Source organism: Paraperlucidibaca sp., from assembly GCF_982810325.1.
This window is the reverse complement of the sequence record NZ_CEYEMI010000024.1, coordinates 1-21,400: the sequence shown is the minus strand read 5'-3', so window position 1 is coordinate 21,400 and position 21,400 is coordinate 1. Positions and strand designations below refer to the sequence as shown.

16 protein-coding genes are annotated in these 21,400 nt (G+C 52.5%); 4 read left to right on the top strand and 12 right to left on the bottom strand.

The window, feature by feature from the left end:
* Window positions 1-5 precede the first annotated feature (5 nt).
* The gene (locus AC3DKE_RS08685) at window positions 6-1,985 is read right to left on the bottom strand and encodes a hypothetical protein (RefSeq protein WP_340675251.1); all 1,980 of its coding nucleotides are present in this window, start codon (window positions 1,983-1,985) and stop codon (window positions 6-8) included.
* Between the two features lie 89 nt (window positions 1,986-2,074).
* Complete coding sequence (locus AC3DKE_RS08680; protein ID WP_340675250.1) at window positions 2,075-3,382, bottom strand: ATP-grasp domain-containing protein; 1,308 nt, start codon at window positions 3,380-3,382, stop codon at window positions 2,075-2,077.
* Window positions 3,383-3,634: 252 nt separating this feature from the next.
* On the opposite strand from AC3DKE_RS08680, the gene AC3DKE_RS08675 reads away from it, so the two are divergent.
* Window positions 3,635-5,575, top strand: coding sequence for an esterase/lipase family protein (locus AC3DKE_RS08675; RefSeq protein ID WP_487990464.1), 1,941 nt, complete (start codon window positions 3,635-3,637; stop codon window positions 5,573-5,575).
* An 8-nt stretch (window positions 5,576-5,583) separates the two neighbouring features.
* Here AC3DKE_RS08675 and AC3DKE_RS08670 read toward each other — a convergent pair whose 3' ends face one another.
* The 5 genes from AC3DKE_RS08670 to AC3DKE_RS08650 all read right to left on the bottom strand — a co-directional run bounded on the left by AC3DKE_RS08670 (window position 5,584) and on the right by AC3DKE_RS08650 (window position 13,184).
* Entirely contained in the window at window positions 5,584-8,772 is a 3,189-nt protein-coding gene (locus AC3DKE_RS08670; protein ID WP_487990463.1) for an efflux RND transporter permease subunit, read from the bottom strand.
* A 29-nt stretch (window positions 8,773-8,801) separates the two neighbouring features.
* Window positions 8,802-10,010: an efflux RND transporter periplasmic adaptor subunit gene (locus AC3DKE_RS08665; protein WP_487990462.1), complete on the bottom strand. Its 1,209-nt coding sequence runs from the start codon at window positions 10,008-10,010 to the stop codon at window positions 8,802-8,804.
* Window positions 10,007-11,242, bottom strand: a complete 1,236-nt coding sequence (locus AC3DKE_RS08660) for a TolC family protein (protein ID WP_487990461.1) — start codon at window positions 11,240-11,242, stop codon at window positions 10,007-10,009. The genes AC3DKE_RS08665 and AC3DKE_RS08660 overlap by 4 nt, the downstream gene beginning before the upstream one ends.
* Window positions 11,243-11,306: 64 nt before the next feature.
* Window positions 11,307-11,720 (bottom strand): hypothetical protein, encoded by a 414-nt coding sequence (locus tag AC3DKE_RS08655; RefSeq protein WP_484216587.1) that lies wholly within the window; start codon window positions 11,718-11,720, stop codon window positions 11,307-11,309.
* Window positions 11,721-11,816: 96 nt separating this feature from the next.
* The gene (locus tag AC3DKE_RS08650; protein WP_487990460.1) at window positions 11,817-13,184 is read right to left on the bottom strand and encodes a class II fumarate hydratase; all 1,368 of its coding nucleotides are present in this window, start codon (window positions 13,182-13,184) and stop codon (window positions 11,817-11,819) included.
* A 137-nt stretch (window positions 13,185-13,321) separates the two neighbouring features.
* Between AC3DKE_RS08650 and ppc the strand changes: the two genes are divergently transcribed.
* Window positions 13,322-16,135: a phosphoenolpyruvate carboxylase gene (gene ppc, locus AC3DKE_RS08645; protein WP_487990459.1), complete on the top strand. Its 2,814-nt coding sequence runs from the start codon at window positions 13,322-13,324 to the stop codon at window positions 16,133-16,135.
* 60 nt (window positions 16,136-16,195) lie between these two features.
* On the opposite strand, the gene AC3DKE_RS08640 is transcribed toward ppc, so the two are convergent.
* Window positions 16,196-17,071, bottom strand: a complete 876-nt coding sequence (locus AC3DKE_RS08640; protein WP_487990458.1) for an SDR family oxidoreductase — start codon at window positions 17,069-17,071, stop codon at window positions 16,196-16,198.
* 130 nt (window positions 17,072-17,201) lie between these two features.
* Here AC3DKE_RS08640 and AC3DKE_RS08635 point away from each other — a divergent pair, with 130 nt between their 5' ends.
* On the top strand, window positions 17,202-17,807 hold the full coding sequence (locus AC3DKE_RS08635) for a TetR/AcrR family transcriptional regulator (RefSeq protein WP_340675241.1): 606 nt from the start codon (window positions 17,202-17,204) through the stop codon (window positions 17,805-17,807).
* Window positions 17,808-17,818: 11 nt separating this feature from the next.
* Here the strand turns inward: AC3DKE_RS08635 and AC3DKE_RS08630 are convergent, their stop codons facing one another.
* From AC3DKE_RS08630 to AC3DKE_RS08615, 4 genes are read right to left on the bottom strand one after another with little or no spacing between them, the layout of a single operon-like run.
* Window positions 17,819-18,241 (bottom strand): PACE efflux transporter, encoded by a 423-nt coding sequence (locus AC3DKE_RS08630; RefSeq protein ID WP_340675240.1) that lies wholly within the window; start codon window positions 18,239-18,241, stop codon window positions 17,819-17,821.
* Entirely contained in the window at window positions 18,238-19,710 is a 1,473-nt protein-coding gene (locus tag AC3DKE_RS08625; protein WP_487990457.1) for a carbon starvation CstA family protein, read from the bottom strand. The genes AC3DKE_RS08630 and AC3DKE_RS08625 overlap by 4 nt, the downstream gene beginning before the upstream one ends.
* Window positions 19,711-19,744: 34 nt before the next feature.
* Window positions 19,745-20,374, bottom strand: a complete 630-nt coding sequence (locus AC3DKE_RS08620) for an alpha/beta hydrolase family protein (RefSeq protein ID WP_487990456.1) — start codon at window positions 20,372-20,374, stop codon at window positions 19,745-19,747.
* Window positions 20,375-20,379: 5 nt separating this feature from the next.
* Window positions 20,380-21,009 carry an arylesterase gene (locus AC3DKE_RS08615; RefSeq protein WP_487990455.1) on the bottom strand — a complete coding sequence of 210 codons (630 nt, stop codon included), beginning with the start codon at window positions 21,007-21,009 and terminating at the stop codon, window positions 20,380-20,382.
* Here AC3DKE_RS08615 and AC3DKE_RS08610 point away from each other — a divergent pair.
* Window positions 20,996-21,400, top strand: a 405-nt coding sequence (locus AC3DKE_RS08610; RefSeq protein ID WP_487990454.1) for an ABC transporter ATP-binding protein, incomplete at its 3' end; no start/stop codon positions are given. The two genes, AC3DKE_RS08615 and AC3DKE_RS08610, sit on opposite strands and share 14 nt — an antisense overlap.

The window sequence follows — 21,400 nt, the reverse complement described above, 5'->3', positions numbered from 1 at the left end:
TAGGCTCAAATGCTCGGCGCGATACGGTTTGCGCCCCAGCTCGACTCAATCAGCGATTTCACATTTTGATAGGACTCGGCCGGCACTTTTTCAGGCTCGCCGTAATCGAGCGTGTCGTAGTGGAAAATATATAAGCGCGAGGTAAACAGCTCAAACGGTAGCGAGGCTTCGCCAAAACGCTCGCCATGCCCAGCCGTACTAACAATGACCTCGTTACCCCAATCTTGACCGCTGTCATTGTTGGGGTTGAAGAAGTAAACGCGCATTTCCGAGTCTTGATCCAGAGCCACTCGCATGATGGCGATGGCGTGCCATCCGATAAATCGCGCGGCACTATCGGTAATGGCGATTCCCGCTGGCTGAGGATGAATCAAGGGCTGGTTACCGTTGTAAAACGGATGATAATGCGCATGAAAATTACGGATAAATTCTTCTAAATCAATGAGATGACCAGTTGCAACATCGACATTGATGCAAAATCCGCGGCCAACCCACCAGCCGTGAAACTCAGGATTAATCCAGCGATGCGGATCACCCTCACGCCCGAGACACAAACGACCCATTTCTAAATAGCTGGCATCGAGATGGGGCACCAACAGCATCGACACTGGATCAAGATCAAATGGCAAAGGCGACGTGGAAGCATCCAGACATTTTCGCGATGAAATCTGCTGACCTTCGAAGTGCATGGTCAGGTCATTGTCACGCGCAATGGAGGTGATCATTTGCAGCAAATACGTGGGGTCGCTGGTTGCCCAAATCGAGAGCGCCCTTGCCGATTGGCAGGTAGGGTTATTGCCCTGGCCAATGCCTAGCGGCGAGCCCAGCATGCACACCACTCCCTCTAAAAGCCGTGTACGCGGAGTGATGGTGCTATCGCACATAAATTGCAGTCTGGCCTCGGCCCAAGCCGATAACGGCAGGTTGATTTGCCGCCAAAGCGATTGCGCTACGCCCTGCTGATACAAAATGCCGCGCTCAAGCAACATGGCTATGCCGAATACCGCTTGTGCGGTGGAAGGATAAACACACTCGCTAATGAGGGATTTAATTAGATCTCGATAACACACCAAACCATCGCGGCCAGTGCCGGAAAGGCCGAGCGCATCGATGAGTAAGTAGTCGTTTTCATTCAAGATATAGCGCAGAAAACTGGCGTGGTAAGGCGACACCAAGCCAGTGTCGTGCATGGCTCTGGAAAATCCCAAGGCTTCTGCTTGCAAGGCATTTTCGTCCAAGCTCGCCAAGCGCTGCTCGTAATAGACCACGCCCGGATCGCCTGTACTTTCATGGGTTGGGCCATAAAGGCTGCTCACCAGCCTTGCCGCGCCTAAGCCGCTAGAGCCCAGATCAATACCCTCACTCGTATGGCAAATGGCTATTTGCGTGATCATGTTTTTGACGGGATTGATTTGGATTGGGCGTTGGCGCAGTAGTCGCCAAATCTCATCGATTAATTGGTCAATGATGTGCTGAAAACCAATGCGCTGAGCCAAGTGCTGCATAAGCGCTCGCGGCACCATTGCCAGCGCTCCTTGCTTAATCCGCGCGGCCTCTGAGCTAGCAGCAAAAAGCAGCTCAAGGTTGAGTGCAATAGACTGCGTTAAAAAATGATGGGCCTGCTCCGCCGAAAATTCAGCATGCTTGTAGTCGCCCAGCGCAATAGCCAGCATGCGCAACTCGCTTAGGCACTCGATAGTGACTGTCGCGGCCACAGCACTCGATAGCGCATAGGGAGTTAGCGCGGGGATCAATGCCTGCGGCTTAGCCCAATCGGTGCCGTCATAGACTCCTGCCGCATCCAGAGTTTGCGAGCGACTCTCGAGTGCGGCCACGCCGCCATCCTCAACAATAATGAGTCTGGCGGCATCTAAGATGCTTTCAACTAGTGCATATTTATCAGCAACTTGGGCTTCCACCAATGAACGTAAGGCAGCGTCAATGTTGTTAAGTAATTGCGGCAATGGATCATTTTCTAGTTTCATAAATACGTAATTTCAAAACGTTATAAAACCATACTACTACGGGCTTGGGCCTAGCCGGGCTTTTGAGCAAGCCCGTGCCGCCGTATGCACTACACGAAAAAGTCTAAATCTTCCTGAGCTTTTAGCAGATCGCGCATGGTTTCAGGGTTGTCTCCAAAGAAGAAAATCAAGCCCCAATGGGTGCCGAAAGCTGATCGATCAGGCACGGACTCTTCGGCTGGCGCGACCAATTCATGAGACTCAAAATAAGGATGCTCAGTAGTCTCTTTTGGCATTTCTAACTTGCTGACCACGCGGCGCCTTGGGTATACGCCGAAACAGCCGGCATGGCCCTTCGCATCGATCACTTCACGCGGGAAGAAGGCATCGACCTCCTCTTCCGTGCTTTTCGGGTCAAACACCAACATTGACGCCTGATAAGCATTGAAGCCATAGGCTCTCTCAATAAGCTCAAAGGCTTTGAAGCCTGGTGGTCGATACGCGACCTCACCAAAATACATCACACCATCGGAGGTGACGAAGTATTCGGGGTGAATCAAACCAAACTTGATATCGAAGGTTTTGATCAGTAGCTCGACCTGTTTAGTAATAGCCGGCCGCCAGCTTTCGAGTCTGTCTGTTGCCGGCACAAACACCGAATATCCGAGCGTGACGTATTCGGAAATATTGAGAAATTTGATTTTGCCATCGTGAATCCACGCCTCAACAGCGAACTCCCAGCCGTCTAAATGGCTTTCCATTAACAGCGGATACTCTTCGGCTGGAATGGAGTCAATTTCGGCAATCGTGCGAATCATACGGTGGCCAAGGCAACCGGCTTTATCAAAGGCTTTGACGTGGATGGGATCGTCTGGATCGCCATCGAGCTTGAGCAATGTCTGATTGACGCGCTTCATAAAGCGAATAATGTCGTCTTTCTCGTTCGCCTCTTCAAAAATACCCACGCGAATGCCGCCAAGTTGAGCACGGCGTTTCATTAATGATTTATCGCGAAATAAAATAGATTGGCCAAACATACGTGGGCTATTAAGTAAAACTGAGTTAATAGCGCCAGACCATTCAACCGTTTCTTCAAATAGCGGAATGGCAACATCGACGCCTTCAGCCTTTAATCTTTGCGCTATTTCTAAAGAGCTGTCATTTAATCTAAGAAAGTTCCAGGATATATAAGGAATTTTATTTGCCGTGCAAAAATCTTCTGCCCAATCGGGTGCAACTACGATATAGCGACGGTCAAATTGCTGAGCAGCGCGAATGGCATTAACGCTCCAGCCAAGCAGCGCAATATAGCCTTTATTAGGATCTTTCGGTGTTTCGGTGCCCTTCACGGAGTCCATGGTCGGATCGATCCAGGATGCTACTTCTGGGGATAGCTGAGCTTCTGCTGTTGTCGACATTCGTGGTTCTCCTTGCTGATAAATTCAGATAGCTGAAACACGCTTGACCTCGCATCACGCCTTAATAATTAATTAGTATATTTCAACACTAACTTTAATAAATATTTAATAAAAACATGCACCACCATAACATTTTAAGGCGCTCCTGACCAGCAAGGACATAAATACAACAACATATATGGCCTAAATAGTTAATCGTATTGTTATTAAATAATGTAGAATTAAACCGTCAATTTTCGGATTTCAGCACCAATGACCTGTACATCGCGCCAACGCCTATTGGCACTGTTCTTAGGCACATCTTGGCTATTAGGCGGCTGCTCAGTTTTGCAAGGATTCGCACCAGCGGTGACGATCAATGTGCTGGACGCAAGCGAGGCGATTGAGCTCAAGCGCGGCGACATTCTTACCCGTGGCGAGATCAGCGATGCAACGAAGCAGACATTGCGCGTGGCGGCATTAGACGCCGAGCTCTGCGCTACACCCATAGCCACGATATGCCTTGATGCACTCGCTGGCGTGACTGACGTTTCTACCGATCAACGCCTAGCAGCACTCGCAGAATTATGGCTGGCTCGCGCTCAGGCCTCTGACCCTGGAGAGGCGCAATACGCCGCTTGGTTTGAGTCAATCCGCTTCAGCTATGCCTATTTATTTTTCGGCGACCGCACACCTGGCGAGCGCGCATTTGAAGACCGCCAAACGCAAATTCGTGATTGGTACAACTACTCGGTCGAGCAGGCAGTCACCGCTAGTTTTAAGTTGTTGCATAAGCGAGCCAACCCGCTACCTGCAAACGCTATCCGTGAAATCGCTGGCTGGCAGATTCGCACAGATTTGGGCGGAGCTCATCTGCCAGGCAAGGTGGTATTACCAGACGAACTGATGCCGGCTTCATCGTTATCGTTTCGCGGCCTGCGCAGTCTGTATCGGCGCGATGGCTTTGGTGCAGAGCTCATTGCCATCATGCCAAATCAATCGCTCAACACCGCGCCAACGCAAACGGGGCGGCCGAAAAAGCGCAACGGCGATCGCTTGCCGTGGAGCGAGATGCCCGCTGCCTCTTTGACCGCCCTATTGCATCCAGATGGCGATGACTTGAGCTCCGTGCTGAGTGCGCACAGCGCTCGCTTAACGATTGATGACCCCTACGCTAAATCAACCGTACAGATTCATGGCCAGCCCGTGCCATTGGCCGCTAACTTCACCGCAGGCTATGGCGTGTGGCTAGCTCGCGCCGGCTTTAATCAACAATCGCTGCTGAGCTTACTTGGCCGAGATGGCGGCATTGACCGTCCTCACGTGTACTTGATGCAGCCTTATAATCCCAATAAACGCATCATCGTTATGCTGCACGGTCTGGCCAGTAGCCCTGAGGCTTGGGTTGAGCTCGCCAACGAAATCTTGGGCGATGATGCGCTGCGTCAGAATTATCAAATTTGGCAGGTTTACTACCCTACCAATTTACCGATCGTGTTAAATCACGCCATGATTCGCAAGGCGCTGACCGATACTTTGAGCCACTTCGACCCTTCCGGTGCGGCACCGGCATCATCTAACTTGGTGTTGGTAGGCCACAGCATGGGCGGCCTGATAGCACGGCTGATGATTTCCACATCCAATGAGTCGCTGGAAAACATCGCCCCAGAAGAGCGAAAGCTAACGGCGCGGCAGATTAAGGGCATGGCGCCAATGCTGCGCTTTAAGCCCTTCCCTCACGTCAGCACGTCCATGTTTATCGCAACCCCGCACAAGGGCACAGCGGCCGCCGGCAGTCGTTTAGGGCGTTGGATAGCGGGGTTTATTCGCCTGCCCATTACGGTGCTGGAGGAAGTTGCTGAAACCGTCGTGCCCAACGTGACCGCCAACATCCGCGAAAGCCTGCAACTGCTGCCCAATAGCATCGACAGCCTCGATGAAAAAGACCCGTTCATTCAAGCCGCGGCGAGCTTTGAGATTTCACCCAAGGTGCGCTATCACTCCATCGTGGCTAGGGCCAACCCGGCTCAGCCACTGGCTGAGTCCGACGACGGCATCGTGCCCTACACCAGCTCGCATCTACCTGACGCTGCATCCGAGAAAGTCATTACTTCCGGCCATAGCGTGCAGCAAAGCGCGAGCGCGATTTTAGAAATTCAGCGCATCTTGCGTGAGGGCATCACGCCGATGATTGAGCGTAAATCGATGCGCTAGCGCTTCTCCTATTTCAAGCGCTCAATCAGGCGGTATATCGCGGGCAACACCACGAGCGTGAGTAATGTACTGGTGATTAAGCCGCCTATCACGACAATGGCCAGCGGCTTTTGCACCTCAGCGCCGGTGCCCGTGGCGAGCGCCATCGGCACAAAGCCCAGCGAGGCCACCATCGCGGTCATGAGTACCGGCCGCAGGCGAGACAATGAGCCTTGTTCCACAGCGAGTGTTAACTCCATGCCCTCAGCGCGGAGTTGATTGATGCGACTGACCATCACCAGACCATTGAGCACCGCCACGCCCGAAAGCGCGATAAAGCCAATGGCGGCAGTAATGGAAAATGCGATGCCGCAAATCCACAATGCCAACACGCCACCAGACAGCGCCAACGGCACAGCGGTAAACACCAGCAATGCCTGGCGTACGCTACCCAAGGCCATAAACAGCAAGATGAGAATGAGGCCGAAACAGGCTGGCACGACTACCAGTAAGCGTGATTTGGCGGCTTGAAGATTTTCAAATTGCCCGCCCCAGTCCAGCCAACTGCCAGCCGGTAAGCGCACTTGCTCATCGATGACTTGCTGAGCCTCTTCCACAAAGGATGACAAGTCGCGACCGCGGACATTGGCCGCGACAACAACACGGCGCTTGCTGTCTTCTCGGCTGACTTGGTTCAGGCCATCTCGTAACGTTAGCGAGGCAATGCTGCCGAGGGTGACGAAGCTTTTTTCAGCCGCAGCAGTGCTTACTGCTACCGGTAATGCGCGGAGCTGATCAAGGTCGGTGCGCACGGCTTCGGGCAGGCGCACGACAACAGCAAAACGACGATCGCCTTCAAATATCTCGCCCGCCTGCTTGCCGCCAATAGCCGCGGCCACCATGTCTTGCACATCGCCCATGCGTAGGCCGAAACGCGCCAAGGCATCGCGATCAAAGTCGATATCGAGCAGGGCCTGGCCTTCGACTTGCTCAACTTTGACCTCACTTGCGCCTTCTATGCCGCGCAGCGCTTGGGCAATTTGATTGGCCGAAGCGAGCATTTGCGGAAACTCATCGCCAAAAACTTTAACGGCAACATCGGCTCTGACGCCGGAAAGTAGCTCGTTAAAGCGCATCTGAATCGGTTGCGTGAACTCATAATTATTGCCCGGCAACTGGCTAACTTTATGCTCGATGCGCTCGATGAGCTCAGGTTTAGTCAGGCTTGAATCTGGCCATTGCTCACGCGGCTTCAAAATAATGAAGGTGTCGGATGCACTCGGCGGCATAGGGTCTGCTGCCATCTCGGCGGTGCCTGTTTTGGAGAAAACGAAAGCGACTTCTTTGAATTGCTTAACGGTGTTTTCCACCTGCAATTGCATTTGGGTAGATTGCTTGATGCCTGTGCTCGGGATGCGCAAAGCGTGCATGACGATGTCTTTTTCATCTAGCGTGGGCACGAATTCGTGGCCTAGCTGCGTAAAGACTACGATGCCCACAGCAAACGATGCCATCGCAATGGCAATGGCTTTACGCGGCCATCGCATCGCCCATGCCAACGCCGGCGTGTAGAGCGCGTGTGCCTTGCTCAATAGTCGGCTTTCTTTCTCCTCAATTGTTCCGGTAAAGAAGATGGCTATTAGCGCCGGAATCAAGGTCAGCGATAGTATAAAGGCAGCCAGCAACGCCAAGATAACCGTCGCTGCCATCGGATGGAACATCTTCCCCTCAACGCCTTCCAGGGCCAGTATCGGCAAATACACCGTGATGATAATGGCCTGGCCAAACACCGTAGGCCGCACCATTTCGCGCGTGGCCGCCAGCACGCCAGACAGCCGCTCCTCCAGGCTCAACTGCCGCCCCAATCGACGTTGACTGGCCGACAACCGACTTAAGCAGTTCTCTACAATAATGATGGCGCCATCGACAATCAGGCCGAAATCTAACGCGCCTAAGCTCATCAAATTACCGCTAATGCCGAGCTTCACCATACCTGTGCTCATCAGCAAAAATGTGAGCGGAATGACCAGCGCCGTGATCAGCGCAGCGCGGACATTTCCGAGCATAAGAAAGAGCACGACAATGACTAGCAGCGCGCCCTCGCCTAAGTTTTTCGCCACCGTAGATACCGTGGCGTCGACCAATTTGCTGCGGTTTAACACCGTTTGCGCTTCGATGCCCGGCGGCAAACTTCGACGTATTTCAATGAGCTTGTTATCGACCGCGATGGCTACCTTGCGCGAGTTTTCGCCAATGCGCATCAAGGCTGTGCCAATGACAACTTCTTGGCCATCCTCGCTCGCCGAACCGGTGCGAAGCTCCTCGCCAATTTCAACGTTAGCGATATCGCGCACATACACAGGCGTATTGCTGCGCGTCGTTACTACCGTGTTGGCAATGTCATTGATGGTTTTTAGACGGCCATCGACACGAACAAGGTAGGACTCGCCACGCTGCTCAATATAGCCACCACCACGGCTTTGATTGGCCGCCTCTAGCGCCTCAACCACATCACTTAGCGACAAACCATACGCGCGTAGTTTTAGCGGGTCGGGTTGGATGTGGTACTGCTTATCGAAGCCACCAATGCTGTCCACACCCGCTATGCCGGCCAAGCCTTTGAGCTGCGGGCGAATAATCCAGTCCTGAACCGTGCGCAAATATGCGGCCTGCGCCACCGTGCTGCGTAAAGATTCACCTTCTGGCGTGAGGTAGCTGCCATCGGCCTGCCAACCTGGTTTGCCATCATTGACCTGAGCGCCTTGGCCTTGCGGATGGGCAAATTTCACCGCCCACATATAGATCTCACCAAGGCCGGTGGAGATCGCGCCCATACGCGGCGATGCCTTCTCAGGTAGCAACTCTTTGGCCTCGTTCAGGCGTTCAGTGACCTGATTTCTGGCGAAGTAAATATCGACATCATCGTTAAAAACAGCGGTGACTTGCGAAAAGCCATTGCGCGATAACGACCGTGTCGACTGCAGGCCAGCAATGCCCGCCAGCGCACTCTCAATCGGATACGTCACCTGCTTTTCGATATCCTCTGGCGATAAGCCCGCTAGCACCGTATTGATTTGCACTTGGTTATTAGTGATGTCTGGCACGGCATCGATAGGTAATTTCTGCAGCGAATACACGCCAAAGCCTGCCATCAGCAGCACGACCATGACCACCAAATAGCGTTGCGCTAGCGAGAAGCCGATGACTTTATCGAGCATGGCGATGCCCCTGATCTGCGCTAGAGGTATTAATGCGCATGCTCAGCCTCCGATTTGCTCAGATCGGCTTTGAGAACAAAGACATTGCCCGTAACAAAGCGCTCGCCCGCGCTCAAACCGCTAATAATCTCTTGGCGATCGCCGCTACGATTACCGACCTTCACCGCGCGCGGAGCTAAACCTTCACTGCCTTTAACAAATACCGATGGCTCATTTTCAATCATCACAATGGCCGAGACAGGCACGCTAATCGCCAGCTTAGGCTCGTCGGTTTGAATCATCGCATCGACAAACTCACCCGATCGCCAAGCGCCCTGCGCGTTATCGATCTGCACTCGCACCGAACCACTTCGGCTAGCCGAATCCAGCTCGGGCTGCACAAACACCACCTGACCTTTCGTTTTCTGCCCCGACTTATTGCTAACCCATACCGGTTGGCCTGCACGCACAAGACTTAAGTCATTCACCGGGATGGCTAGGTCTATCCACAACACGGAAAGGTCGGCGACTCGAAACAAGGGTTTATCGCTGCCGACTGCTTCGCCCAGCGTTAAGTCTTTGCTCAGTAAAGTGCCCGAAATAGGCGTTCTTAAAGCAAAGCGGGCCAAGTTACTGCCGGCCTTTAATGCCCGCGCATGTTTCTCGCTAAGTCCCAATGACATCAAGCTCTGCAACGCGCTCTGCGCCTCGATACGAGCTTCCGCTAGTGCGCCGCGAGCGGCCAAATAGTCTTGCTCAGCGCTGATCTTTTTCTGCCACAGCGACTGCTCACGAGCAAACAGCGACTGCGCCAAATCTAAACGCTCTTTAGCCGACAAATAACGCGCTGAAGCATCTGAAAGTTGCGCACTTTCAATCGTCGCCAAGACATCGCCAGCTTGCACTTTGCTACCAATTTGGATGGGTGCTGAGCGAACCGTGCCAGAGACTGGGGACGATATTCGCGCCTCACGATCTGTGCTTAAGACCAGCTGTCCAGGCAGTGCCAATGCTGTGACAAATTCGGCCATTGCCGCCGTTTCAATCGCTAAGTCACTGGCCTGTAATTGAGCCTCGCTTAGCTTCACATGCCCAGAGTCAGCATGGCTATCTCCTTCCTCTGCCATCGACTGCTTCGTTGAACCAAGGTGCATTTCATGCTGATGCTTAAGCGGGCTGTACTCCAACACACACCACATGACCCCAGCACCAACAGTCACAGCGACACATAGCAGTGATAAATTTTGGCTAATTTTCATAATGTATTTCCGGCAGACATAGCGAGGCCAAGCAGCTCATTGAGTGCTGCATCGCTTTGATGAAATGAGAGTCGAGCCGCGAGATACAGGCTCTGAGATTCGATTAGGCTGCGCTGCGCATCGAGCAAATCGAGCAATGAAAACTTGCCGGCCTGATAGCCTTCCCGCGTAGCCTCAGCGATTTCGCGAGCCAAGCGCAGCACGTCATCGCGCAGATACGCCGCCTCCTGAAAACTCGCCGCACGCTGCGTCTCAAGCTGATCACGCTGAGTGCGCCACTCTTGATTCAGCAGTGCTTGATCAGCCTCTGCCGCAGCAATATTGGCTTTGGCGCTGAGCACTGCGCCTTGGTTTCGATTAAACAGCGGGATGGGAATCGACACCCCAACAAGCAGGCTTTCTGCACGGCTACCAGCCTCACGCTTCATGCCCGCCATAAGAGTGAAGTCTGACACTCGCTCGGCCTGCGCTAAACGCAATGCCGCCTGCTCTTTTTGCACACGACTGTCGGCCAGCTGAAGGATCGGCGTTTTGCTATTAGTTGTTTCAAGTTCGCTTAGCGTCGGTGGTAGCACAAGCTCATCGAGCAATGACTCAGTGAGCTTAGCCTCGCCCCATAACGCCGCTAGACGACGCTGTGCAAGCTGCCGCCATTGCTGCTGCAAAGCCAGCTCGCGTTGCGCCGACCTCAAGGCAACCGTCGCCCGCGATTGCTCTATGGGCGAGACTTTGCCGGCACTCACACGCGCCGAAACAATATCCAGCGTTTGTCTCGCCAGCTGCAAATTTTGCTCAGATGCAGCGAGCTTTTCCTGCGCAGCAATAGCGTCGATATAGCGCTCACGCGTTAAGCGAATTAACCGCAATCGCTGAGCTTGGCTGTCGAGCGCCGCAAGCGCTTGCTCGCCTTCAGCTAGCGCCTGGCGAGCACTGCGCTTACCGGGCAAGGAAAACTGCTGGCTTAAGCTAAACGTTGTGGTGGCATCACTCGCAGAACGATTCGTGTCGCCAGAGAAGTCTTCGAGCTCATAGCTCAACTCCGGATTAGGCAATACACCGGCCTGCACAACACGGCCGCTAGCCGCCGCCTCTAGCGCATTGCTAAGAGCGATTTGTGGGTTTTTTGCCAGTACACGTTGAGTTGCGTCAAAAAGGCTTAAGCCTGCGGCAGCTGATGTTGCAGAGCACAGTGGCGCCGCGAGCAGGATAAATAGTGAAAAATAGCGAAACATAGTGATTTCCTGAAGACGAAAAGATGACAGGCAAAAGCCTGTCTCCGGCAGTCAGCAGGAAGCATCAAATATATAGGTAGGCAGTATCGCGAATGATGATCGAAAAGGCTTTAACCGGTGGGCCAGTAGAATCTGGCTTTAGCACATGCGAAAAAGCGATGGTGGGATTGAGCCAGCTCAGCATCAGCGGCTGAGTGGCCAGCGGTGGGTCCGTCAGCTGCAGTTTTGAATAGACCGATGCGTGATCGTCATGGCCATCTTGAGCTTGAAAGTCTACGCACGGTGTATCGCTAGCATGCTCCGCGAGCGCTGAATGGCAAGGATCTCCAGACTGCTCCCACACCACCACACCATCTGGCTCAACGCACAGCCTATCGGCCAATGCCGCGCAGGAGCTAAACGACCAATGCAACAGCAGCATCACCATCATGGATAGTGATAAGCGACGCCTTTTAGCTGCTTGCTGGAATGCTGCCATGCTCAAGAAAGTTCTTGCAGGTGGGTAATTAGTGTTGGCAACGATACACGCACAGTTAAAAAATACAAATGCCCTGGGCCATTAACTCAGCTGGTTTTAGATGAGCTTATCTGGCGCTAATAACCCCGCCAGATAAGCCGGATCCAACTCCGTCATCTCAATAGCTACCTCTAACACTGGCCGCTTCTCAGCATAGGCCCGCTTAGCAATTTCAGCGGCTTTGCTGTAGCCAATTTCGCGATTCAACGCCGTGACCAAAATAGGATTGCGCGCCAAATTTTGCTCTAGCACATCGGCGTTAACCGTAAATTCACCAATCGCAGCGGCTAATGCGTGGCAGCTACCGCCGAGTAATTCGATGCTTTGCAGCAAGTTGTAGGCAATCACTGGCAGCATCACATTGAGCTGAAAATTGCCCGATGCGCCTGCCATCGTAATCGTCGTGTCATTACCCATGACCTGCACCGTAGCCATCGCCACTGCCTCAGGCAATACCGGATTTACCTTGCCTGGCATGATGCTGCTGCCCGGCTGCAAAGCCTTCAGGCTGATCTCACCTAAGCCCGCGAGTGGGCCGCTATTCATCCAGCGCAAATCATTGGCAATTTTTAGTAGCGCTACCGCTAATGCCTTGAGTTGGCCCGACATTTCGACCGCAGTATCTTGGCTGCTGAGTGCGGCAAATAAGTTATCGGCAGTGCGAAATGAGCTGCCGCTAAGGCTCGATAAATGCTGAGCAAACAGTCGCGGAAACTGCTCGGGTGCGTTCACCCCAGTACCTACCGCCGTGCCACCTTGAGCGATCTGGCACAGCCGCTCTTGACTATCGCTAATGCGGGCAAGCGCTAGCTCCAATTGTGCTCGCCAAGCAGACAGCTCCTGTCCGAGGCTAATCGGCATGGCATCCATCAAATGCGTGCGGCCAGTTTTTAGCTGACCGGCCAAGGCCTGCTCTTTTGCCAGAGTGATCGCCATTAAGCTTTTTAGCGCCGGCAGTAACTGCTGCTCAAGCGCTAACTGTGCGCTGAGATGAATTGCAGTGGGAATGACATCGTTGCTGCTCTGGCTGCAATTCACCATGTCATTCGGATGCACAGGCCTCTGTAGCTGCCGGCTGGCCAAGGTTGCAATGACTTCATTGGCATTCATATTAGTGCTGGTGCCGGAGCCAGTTTGAAAAACATCGACTGGAAATTGCTCACTATGATGGCCTTTGGCCAGCTCCATAGCCGCGTCATAAATTGCCTTGCCAATATCTTCATCAAGCAAGCCAAGCTCTGTATTGGCGTTTGCCGCAGCAGCTTTAATTAGGCCAAGGCTTGCAATAAAGCGCTTGGGCATCACCAGATTGCTAATGGCGAAATTACTCACCGCTCTTTGTGTTTGAGCGCCGAACAAAGCCTCTAGCGGAACTTCAACGTCACCGAGGCTATCGGTTTCTATTCGATACTGAGAGTGCGTCACTGAGTTGACTCCAATCATGGTGCTCGGTCAAATGAGCTTACACCGCAGCAATGCGGCGCAATAGTTGTGGTTCATTGTATAAGGCAGTTAAGGTGAGTCGAGCATCTACATTTTTTACTTTCGGATTTAGTGTCACTATGAAAAAAAGCTTAAACGACAACGATAAAGCCCTTCGTGCCCGCGTAAGACTGTTTGGCAACCTGCTAGGCGAAGTCCTCAAAGAACAAACAGGCGATCACGTCTTCGATACCGTGGAGACTCTGCGCCGAGGCTTTATTAAATTGCGCACGCAACATAGCCCGAAGCTATACGCCAAGCTCATGACTTTAGTGCGCTCGCTCGACCCAGCCACGTTGAACTTTGTCGTGCGCGCTTACAACCTCTACTTCAGCCTAGTCAATATTGCTGAAGAAAATCACATGCATCAGCAGCGCCGTAAGCAAGTACGGCGAGATTCGCACTTATGGCAAGGATCGTTCAATGACACCATGCATGAGTTTGCTAACCAGAACATGAGCCCTGATGACTTACAGACTCTGCTCAATCGACTAATTTATATGCCGGTATTTACGGCTCACCCGACTGAAGCTAAGCGCCGTACGGTGATGGATTTGCAGCGCAAAATTTTTCTAATTTGCGTGGAGATGGACCGTCCTAACGCATCGGGCGTTGATCGTGACCATCTACTTAGGCAGGCTAAATCGGTCATTTTATCTCTGCTTAAAACCAATGGAGTCCGCACTACTCGCCCCGAAGTTCATGACGAAATTCGCTTAGGTCTTTATTACTTTAGCGCGTCTATTTTCGATGCCGTGCCGCAGGCTTACCGCCATCTTGAACGCGCGGTGGATACGGTTTTCAACGAAAAAAATCCACAATCACCGGTAACCGTGCCTAGCCTTTTTCGTTTTGGCACATGGATCGGCGGTGATCGTGACGGCAACCCCCATGTCACTCATGAGATCACTCGCTTTGCGGTTTGTTCGGCAACACAAACTATTTTGCAGGAATACCTTGATCGCTTAGCGAGCTTGGACCGCGTACTTACCCACTCTAGCCAGCTCTGCCCAGAAATTAATTACGACGCGCTAGGCTTGCATCAGGATGCGGCCGATTTTGACCTGTCTTCAGTAGACAGGTCAGTCAACGAGGCTTTTGCCGAAGAGCCATACCGATTCAAGTTACACATTATTCGCCAGCGCCTGCAGCATTATCTGGACTACATAAGCGCTATTCAGGACAAGAAAGTCATCACTTTATCGGCGCTTGCCTATGCCAATAAAGATAGCTTTCTCGATGACCTTTATCGCATCCGCGATGTGCTGATAGCCACCGGTGATCAACTACTTGCCGATGGTGAGGTCAAAGATCTCATTCGTTTAGCTGAAACCTTTGGCTGGCACTTATGCAAGCTCGATGTGCGCCAAGAGTCGACGCGCCATAGCAATACCGTGGCGGATATTCTCAAGCAACTACAGCCCGGCACCGACTATTTGGCGCTGGATGAAACGGGCCGGATGGCTCTGCTAACTAAGCTTATCGGTAGCAGTCATAAAGCTATCGATATGGCTGCCTTGCCCGCTGAATCTGCCGAAACCCTTATGGTATTTAAGGTGAAGCGCGAGCTCATCGACATCATTAGCCGCGACTGTTTTGGCACCTACGTGATCTCCATGACGCATGAAGCTAGCCACGTTATGGAGGTAATGTTCCTAGCCGTCTTGGCTGGCTTAGCCGGCAAGCGCGACGCCAAGTGGTTTTGTGATATTCAGATTTCACCCTTATTTGAAACCATTGAAGATCTTCAGCAGATCGAAGAAGTACTCAGTGTCCTCTTCGAAAACCCGGTTTATCGTGAGCTGCTACGCGTTTCTGGCGACCTACAAGAAGCGATGTTGGGCTACTCCGACTCCTGCAAAGATGGCGGCTCGCTGGCATCGGTGTGGAGTTTGTATAACGCGCAGAAACGCGTGCTATCGATCACTCAGAAGAATGGTATCGAATGCCGTCTGTTTCATGGCCGTGGCGGCACCGTTGCACGAGGCGGCGGACCCACGCACGAGTCCATCCTATCGCTGCCTGCTGGCACAGTAGAAGGCCAAATCAAATTTACCGAGCAAGGTGAGGTGCTGTCGTCAAAATACAGCAATACCGAAACCGCCATTTATGAGATCACCATGGGTGCGACTGGCTTGATGAAAGCTTCCGCGCATTTGGTCATGGGCCATAAATCGGCTCCCGCTGAGCATGAGCAAGTTGTGGCCGAACTCGCCGCCTTTGGTGAAAAGGCTTATCGCGAACTCACCGACGACACACCGTTTTTCTTCAACTACTTTTTCGAAGCAACACCTGTGCGAGAGCTTGGCCTGCTGAATATCGGCTCACGCCCCGCCTCGCGTACAGTCGGCGACCTATCGAAATCGTCTGTGCGTGCGATTCCCTGGGTATTTGGCTGGTCGCAATCGCGTCACACATTACCCGCGTGGTTTGGCATCGGCTCAGCGCTAAAAGCGTGGCGAGAAAATCACAAAGATCAGCCAGAATTGCTGCACACACTATTTAAGGACTGGCCGTTTTTTCACAGCATGTTGCGCAACACGCAGCTGTCGCTAACCAAGGGCGAGATGACTATTGCGCATGGCTATGCCAGCTTGGTTGCCGATCAAGCGCAAGCTCAGCCAATTTATGAGGCTATTCGCGCCGAATATTTCCTGGCCTTCGATGAGTTATTGCAGGTGGCAAAAGCCGAGTCTTTGGTCGAGATCGACGAATACATTGGCATGTCGATGGTGCGGCGAAACCCATACCTCGACGTGCTCAACCATATTCAGATCGTCTTGCTGCGGCGCTACCGCGATGAATCGACATCAGAGGATGAGCGGCAAAGATGGCTGCCGCCGCTGCTACGAACGGTGAACGCCATTGCCGCGGGGATGCGCAACACGGGTTAGCACTGCGTTTTGTCGCAGCTTACGGCGGCATTCATCGATCAAGGTGATGTCGCTCATAAACTACTTTTGCAGTTGATAAAGCCGGCGCCGAGCATTGGTAAATAGCGAAGGACTCAAGCCTGCTTTAATCAGCTGCATAAACACCGCGTCTGGCAACACTCGGCGCGCGGCCATAAGGACTTTTGCATCAAGACCTACCGAATAGCGAATGCGACTGCTTTGATCGATAGCCGATTTGAAAATAACCTCAGCCGTAGCCTCTTTGCTTGTGCCATTCGCGCCAATTTCATCCATGACGGCTAACTGAGCTTGGCTAAACTCAGCATAAGCACGCTCGCCAGTGCTGTTCTCACGATCACTTGAGCCTTGAAAAAAGGCGGTTTTCACCGAGCCTGGCTCAATTAATTTAACGCGAATATTGAATGGCTCAAGTTCATAAATTAAGCCTTCAGAGAAGCCTTCGACGGCAAATTTACTGGCGTTATAGATGCTGTAAAACGGCAGTGGGATACGGCCAACCATGCTGGATACGTTGATCAAGGCACCGCTGTTTTGTGCACGAAAATGAGGTAATACGGCTCGACAGACATCCATTAAGCCATGCACATTGGTATCGAACTGGCGCCGAATTTGCTCATCGCTCAAAGTCTCAAACGCGCCGATAAGACCGTAACCTGCATTGTTCACCACGGCATCTATACGACCAAACTGCTTCAGCGTTTCTGCAACCGCTAGCGCGATGCTGGCTTTATCTGTCACGTCCAATTTTGGACAGATAACTCGCGGTAACGCAGCCAGCGTAGTTTCACTTTCTGGGATAAGCATGGTCGCTGACACACTCCAGCCCTGTTGCTGAAAATAATGCGCCGTGGCATTGCCGATACCCGTGTCACAGCCTGTGATCAATACGGTGCTGGTCATAATCGTTGTACTCATTCAGGAATCATTAGCGCAGGCTCATCAGCATCTAAGGTACGAGCTGAGGTAGTTGTTATGCCTGAACATTAATGCGAACCTGCATTCGCATTCAACTCGCGTTATGAGTATTTAGTATGAAAAAGTCGGTATGAGAAAGACACCTAAGCAAGAACGCTCGCGGCAAATGATCGATACGCTGATCGATGCCACAGCGCGTTGCATCATCGAAAAAGGCTTAGATTTCACCACCACATCGCGTATTGCAGAGCTTGCCAATGTGAGTGTGGGCTCGCTGTATCAATACTTCAGCAGCAAAGAAGCCTTGATTGAAGCCCTGATGAACAATATGGCGAGTGATATTGGTAAAGGCCTGCAGCGTCTACCGATTAGCGAAACCAGCACCTTGCGTGACCTAGTCACAGGCGCCATTCATTACGGCTTTACCATGCTGAATTCGCGCAATGGGCTGTATCTTGAGCTCGCTAGAAACTGGCACCGCCTGCCCACCGACAAAGTCGCCAACGCGCTGCAGCAGCACTTTCTCGAATTATCGCGCATCTATTTTTTGAAGTATTACCGCGAGTACCCGATAGAAAACCTCGAGGTGCGGATATTCATTATCGTCAATAGCACCATCTTCACCATGGTGCGTTTGATTAGCCAAGAGAACTCTATGTGGCGGGAAGAAGATGTAGAAAACGGCCTTATTGAGATGATTTTGGCCTATCTGCAAACGAAAACTACTGCGGCTTAAACGAGGCGCGGCTACTTTGTAGCGGACTCGGGCAGACCGAATACGCGGTCAAAAAGCCACGTGAAAGCAATGGCGTAAACAAAGAAGAACACTAAAAGGCCCAGGTTTGCCATAAACGCACTCAGCAATGAGGTGTTTAGCCAGAAGGAAACCACTGGAACCAAGATAGCCACAAGGCCGCCCTCGAAACCAATGCCATGCATTAACCGCCGAGCTAGTGAGCGGCCTCGCACCGACTGGCGCGCTTCCCAGCGCTCAAATATCGTGTTGAATACATAGTTCCAGCCAAGCGCAATACTCGACATAAGCACGGCAAGGCCTATTGTTGAAGAAGCCGGCTCATCAAACATAAAGCTCAAGGCCGGCGTCACGAAGGCAATAGCAAATGCCTCATAAAGCACAGCCTGTAATACCAAGCGTTGCTTCGGGCTCATGACACACGCTCGGTGCTGGCTAGGCGCTTTTTGTGATGAATAAGCAGCCCAATAAAGCACAACACAGCAACCGCTATGCCTATGGGTTTGCCGTAGGCCTCCGACAAGCTCAAGCCAACTCCGGCAGTGGCGATATAAGACACCGTAATCGCCGTACCGATCACCGCTGGCACGCTCGCAACCCAATGAAACGTGCCTCTATCCATCAGGTACTTACTGGCTAACCACAAGACACTGGTCGACAGCAGCATGTTGGAGAAGGCGAAGTAACGCCAAATCAATGAGAAGTCTAGCAATGTCATTAGGTAGGCAATGCCCAATAGCGGCGCTGCTAGCGCTAATCTGTGCGCGGCAGATTGCTTGATATTAAAGGCATCGGTAATGGTCAGGCGTAATGAGCGAAATGCCGTGTCGCCGGATGTAACCGGGAAAATTGCCACGGCTAGAATGGCCATGATCCCACCAAAAGCGCCGAGATAACCGGTAGCGATATGGCTCACCACCAAACCGGGGCCGCCTAAATCGAGTATGCCCTTGAGCTCGGCATAGCCGCCGGGAAACGCAGCAATGCCCGCCAGCGCCCACACGCAGGCAACAATGCCTTCGCACATCATCGCGCCGTAAAACACCGGGCGCGCGTATTTTTCATTGGTCAGGCAGCGAGCCATCATCGGTGATTGTGTGGAATGAAATCCACTGATGGCACCACAGGTAATCGTCAAAAATAGTAATGGCCAAACTGGCAGACCATCAGGATTTGGCGTTAGTAAATCGTGTGCATGATGGCCATCGAAATAGGCGAAAACATCATTTGCTTGCGGCAGGTGTGGCGCTTCCAGCAATAGCGCAATGGCGATTAAGCTGGTCATCACAATCATGAGCAAGCCAAACAGCGGATATAGCTTGGTGATGACTTTATCGATGGGCAGCAGCGTGGCCAGAAAGTAGTAGCCCAATATCGCTAGCACCCAGAAGGTGTTGCCCGCGAGTATTGTGCCTTCAAAATACGGCAAATTACTCAGTAGCCCCGCCGGGCTCATGATGAACACCACACCGACAAAGAACAGCAACATGCAGGTAAAAACCAACATCACGCCTTTGAACACCACATTGTAATAATGGCCAGCGATTTCGGGCAGGCTTTTGCCATCTTCTTTTAGGCTCATGACCCCAGAGAAGTAGTCATGCACCGCCCCGCCAAGCACATTGCCAATCACGATCCAGACTAGCGCTATCGGGCCGTACAACGCACCAAGGATGGGGCCGAAAATAGGGCCAATGCCGGCGATATTCAAAAACTGAATGAGAAAGGCTTTGGCTGGACTGATGGCCACATAGTCAACACCATCATGCAGACGCTGCTGCGGCGTTATCGCCTCATGGTCGATGCCAGCTTGCTTCTCAACAAAGGGGCTGTAGAACTTATAGCCAAGAATCAGTATGGCTAGGCAGATAAAGAAAATTAGCATGGATTAACCTGATGGCGTATTGGCTTGCACAAGCTCATGAGGAAAGTTCGGCAAGCTCATTGAGCAGTCTGTCGAGAAACAAAGCCTTCACCTCTGGCAGCACTCGCTCCGCCGGATAACAGCGAGCAATGCTGAGATGATCAACACCCGCCGCTTCGGAGTAAGCAATGTTCTCCAGTCGCGTATTGTCAGACGTTGCGTGCGCTAGATTATCAGCCTTGCGGCGATCTGTGCCCAGCTTATCGTTGGCAGCAAAATAGTTAAGGTAGCGACTCACATTTGCAGGCACTCGACGGCCATTAAAGCCCCATTGAGCGGGATGCCAACGCCCAATACCACCCGCTGCCAACGAAATCACCAGATCACATTTGACCTGCTGCGCCTTCAGTAACTTGGCGACCTTCATCACCTGTATGCCGCCTTGGCTGTAACCAAGCAGCACAATGGGACGCCCTGCCTGCGCTGCTGGCGCTAGATCCTTGGCGATTGAGGCAGGCCTCAAATGGTTGCTATATAAGGTGGTGTCGGCAAAACCATGCTCGCGCAGGAAGCGAAGCAAATGCCATTGCATGTGCACGCCGGCCATAAAGCCATGAATGAGCGCGATGCGAGGGCCGCGGTAATCGCCTGGTACGTTAGGGCGCCACGGCATCGAAGATGTCATCGGAGTTACTCAGCTAAATGTTGAAAAATGAGTGGCCAGGCCTGCTCCAAGAGCTTGGGCTGAGCCTTAGCATTGGGGTGAAGGCCATCTTTTTGCATTAACTCTGGCACTCCGCCAACGCCATCGAGAAAAAATGGCAGTAAGGCAATATTTCCTGCTTTTGCCACCTTCGGAAACACGGCAAAAAATGCATTGGTATAAGCCTTGCCGTAGTTCGGCGGAATCTGCATGCCGAGCAGCACCACACGTGCACCGGCCTGTTGCGACAAGCGGATCATTGCCGCCAGATTGCGCTCCATCAGCTTTGGTGGTTGTCCGCGCAGGCCATCATTGGCGCCGAGCTCCAGCACCACGACATCGGGCGTGTGCTGCTTGAGCAAAGCCGGCAAGCGGCGCAAACCGCCAGCCGTAGTTTCACCACTAACACTGGCGTTTATTACCTGATGCTTTCCAGGCGCGCGTTTCGCTAAACGCTTGTCGAGTAACGAGACCCAGCCCTGTTCAATGTCCATTCCGTATGACGCACTGATACTATCGCCGTAAATGAGTACAGTCGCGGCCGAAGCCGGCATGATGGCCAAGCAAAGTACGACACCACACAGATTTCGTATCCAGGTAGACATGACTTTAGACATAAAAACGGCAACTCCAAGCTTGATTGAAACGCGCCAGCTCCAGCAATCGGTGCCCATGCACGACGGTCAGCTGGTCATACTGCATGACATCAACTTGAGCATCAACGCCGGCGAGAGTGTAGCGATTACTGGCAGCTCGGGCTCAGGCAAATCTACACTGCTGGGCTTGTTGGCGGGATTGGACACTGCCAGTCAGGGCCAAGTGCTTCTGGCCGGCCATGAGCTTGGCGCTCTAGATGAGGATGCGCGCGCGGCATTACGCCAGCAATTGATCGGCTTTGTTTTCCAAAGCTTCCAGCTCTTACCGCATTTAAGTGCGCTAGAAAACGTCATGTTGCCGCTGGAGTTAGCGGGCTTACCTGCTCGTGATAAAGCCCGACATTGGCTAGCA

Bases quoted from the DNA above. Each gene is read 5' to 3' on its own strand.
- AC3DKE_RS08685 (WP_340675251.1), bottom strand. From the start codon at position 1,985: ATGAAACTAGAAAATGATCCATTGCCGCAATTACTTAACAACATTGAC.
- AC3DKE_RS08680 (WP_340675250.1), bottom strand. From the start codon at position 3,382: ATGTCGACAACAGCAGAAGCTCAGCTATCCCCAGAAGTAGCATCCTGG.
- AC3DKE_RS08675 (WP_487990464.1), top strand. From the start codon at position 3,635: ATGACCTGTACATCGCGCCAACGCCTATTGGCACTGTTCTTAGGCACA.
- AC3DKE_RS08670 (WP_487990463.1), bottom strand. From the start codon at position 8,772: ATGCTCGATAAAGTCATCGGCTTCTCGCTAGCGCAACGCTATTTGGTG.
- AC3DKE_RS08665 (WP_487990462.1), bottom strand. From the start codon at position 10,010: ATGAAAATTAGCCAAAATTTATCACTGCTATGTGTCGCTGTGACTGTT.
- AC3DKE_RS08660 (WP_487990461.1), bottom strand. From the start codon at position 11,242: ATGTTTCGCTATTTTTCACTATTTATCCTGCTCGCGGCGCCACTGTGC.
- AC3DKE_RS08655 (WP_484216587.1), bottom strand. From the start codon at position 11,720: ATGGCAGCATTCCAGCAAGCAGCTAAAAGGCGTCGCTTATCACTATCC.
- ppc (WP_487990459.1), top strand. From the start codon at position 13,322: ATGAAAAAAAGCTTAAACGACAACGATAAAGCCCTTCGTGCCCGCGTA.
- AC3DKE_RS08640 (WP_487990458.1), bottom strand. From the start codon at position 17,071: ATGAGTACAACGATTATGACCAGCACCGTATTGATCACAGGCTGTGAC.
- AC3DKE_RS08635 (WP_340675241.1), top strand. From the start codon at position 17,202: ATGAGAAAGACACCTAAGCAAGAACGCTCGCGGCAAATGATCGATACG.
- AC3DKE_RS08630 (WP_340675240.1), bottom strand. From the start codon at position 18,241: ATGAGCCCGAAGCAACGCTTGGTATTACAGGCTGTGCTTTATGAGGCA.
- AC3DKE_RS08625 (WP_487990457.1), bottom strand. From the start codon at position 19,710: ATGCTAATTTTCTTTATCTGCCTAGCCATACTGATTCTTGGCTATAAG.
- AC3DKE_RS08620 (WP_487990456.1), bottom strand. From the start codon at position 20,374: ATGACATCTTCGATGCCGTGGCGCCCTAACGTACCAGGCGATTACCGC.
- AC3DKE_RS08615 (WP_487990455.1), bottom strand. From the start codon at position 21,009: ATGTCTAAAGTCATGTCTACCTGGATACGAAATCTGTGTGGTGTCGTA.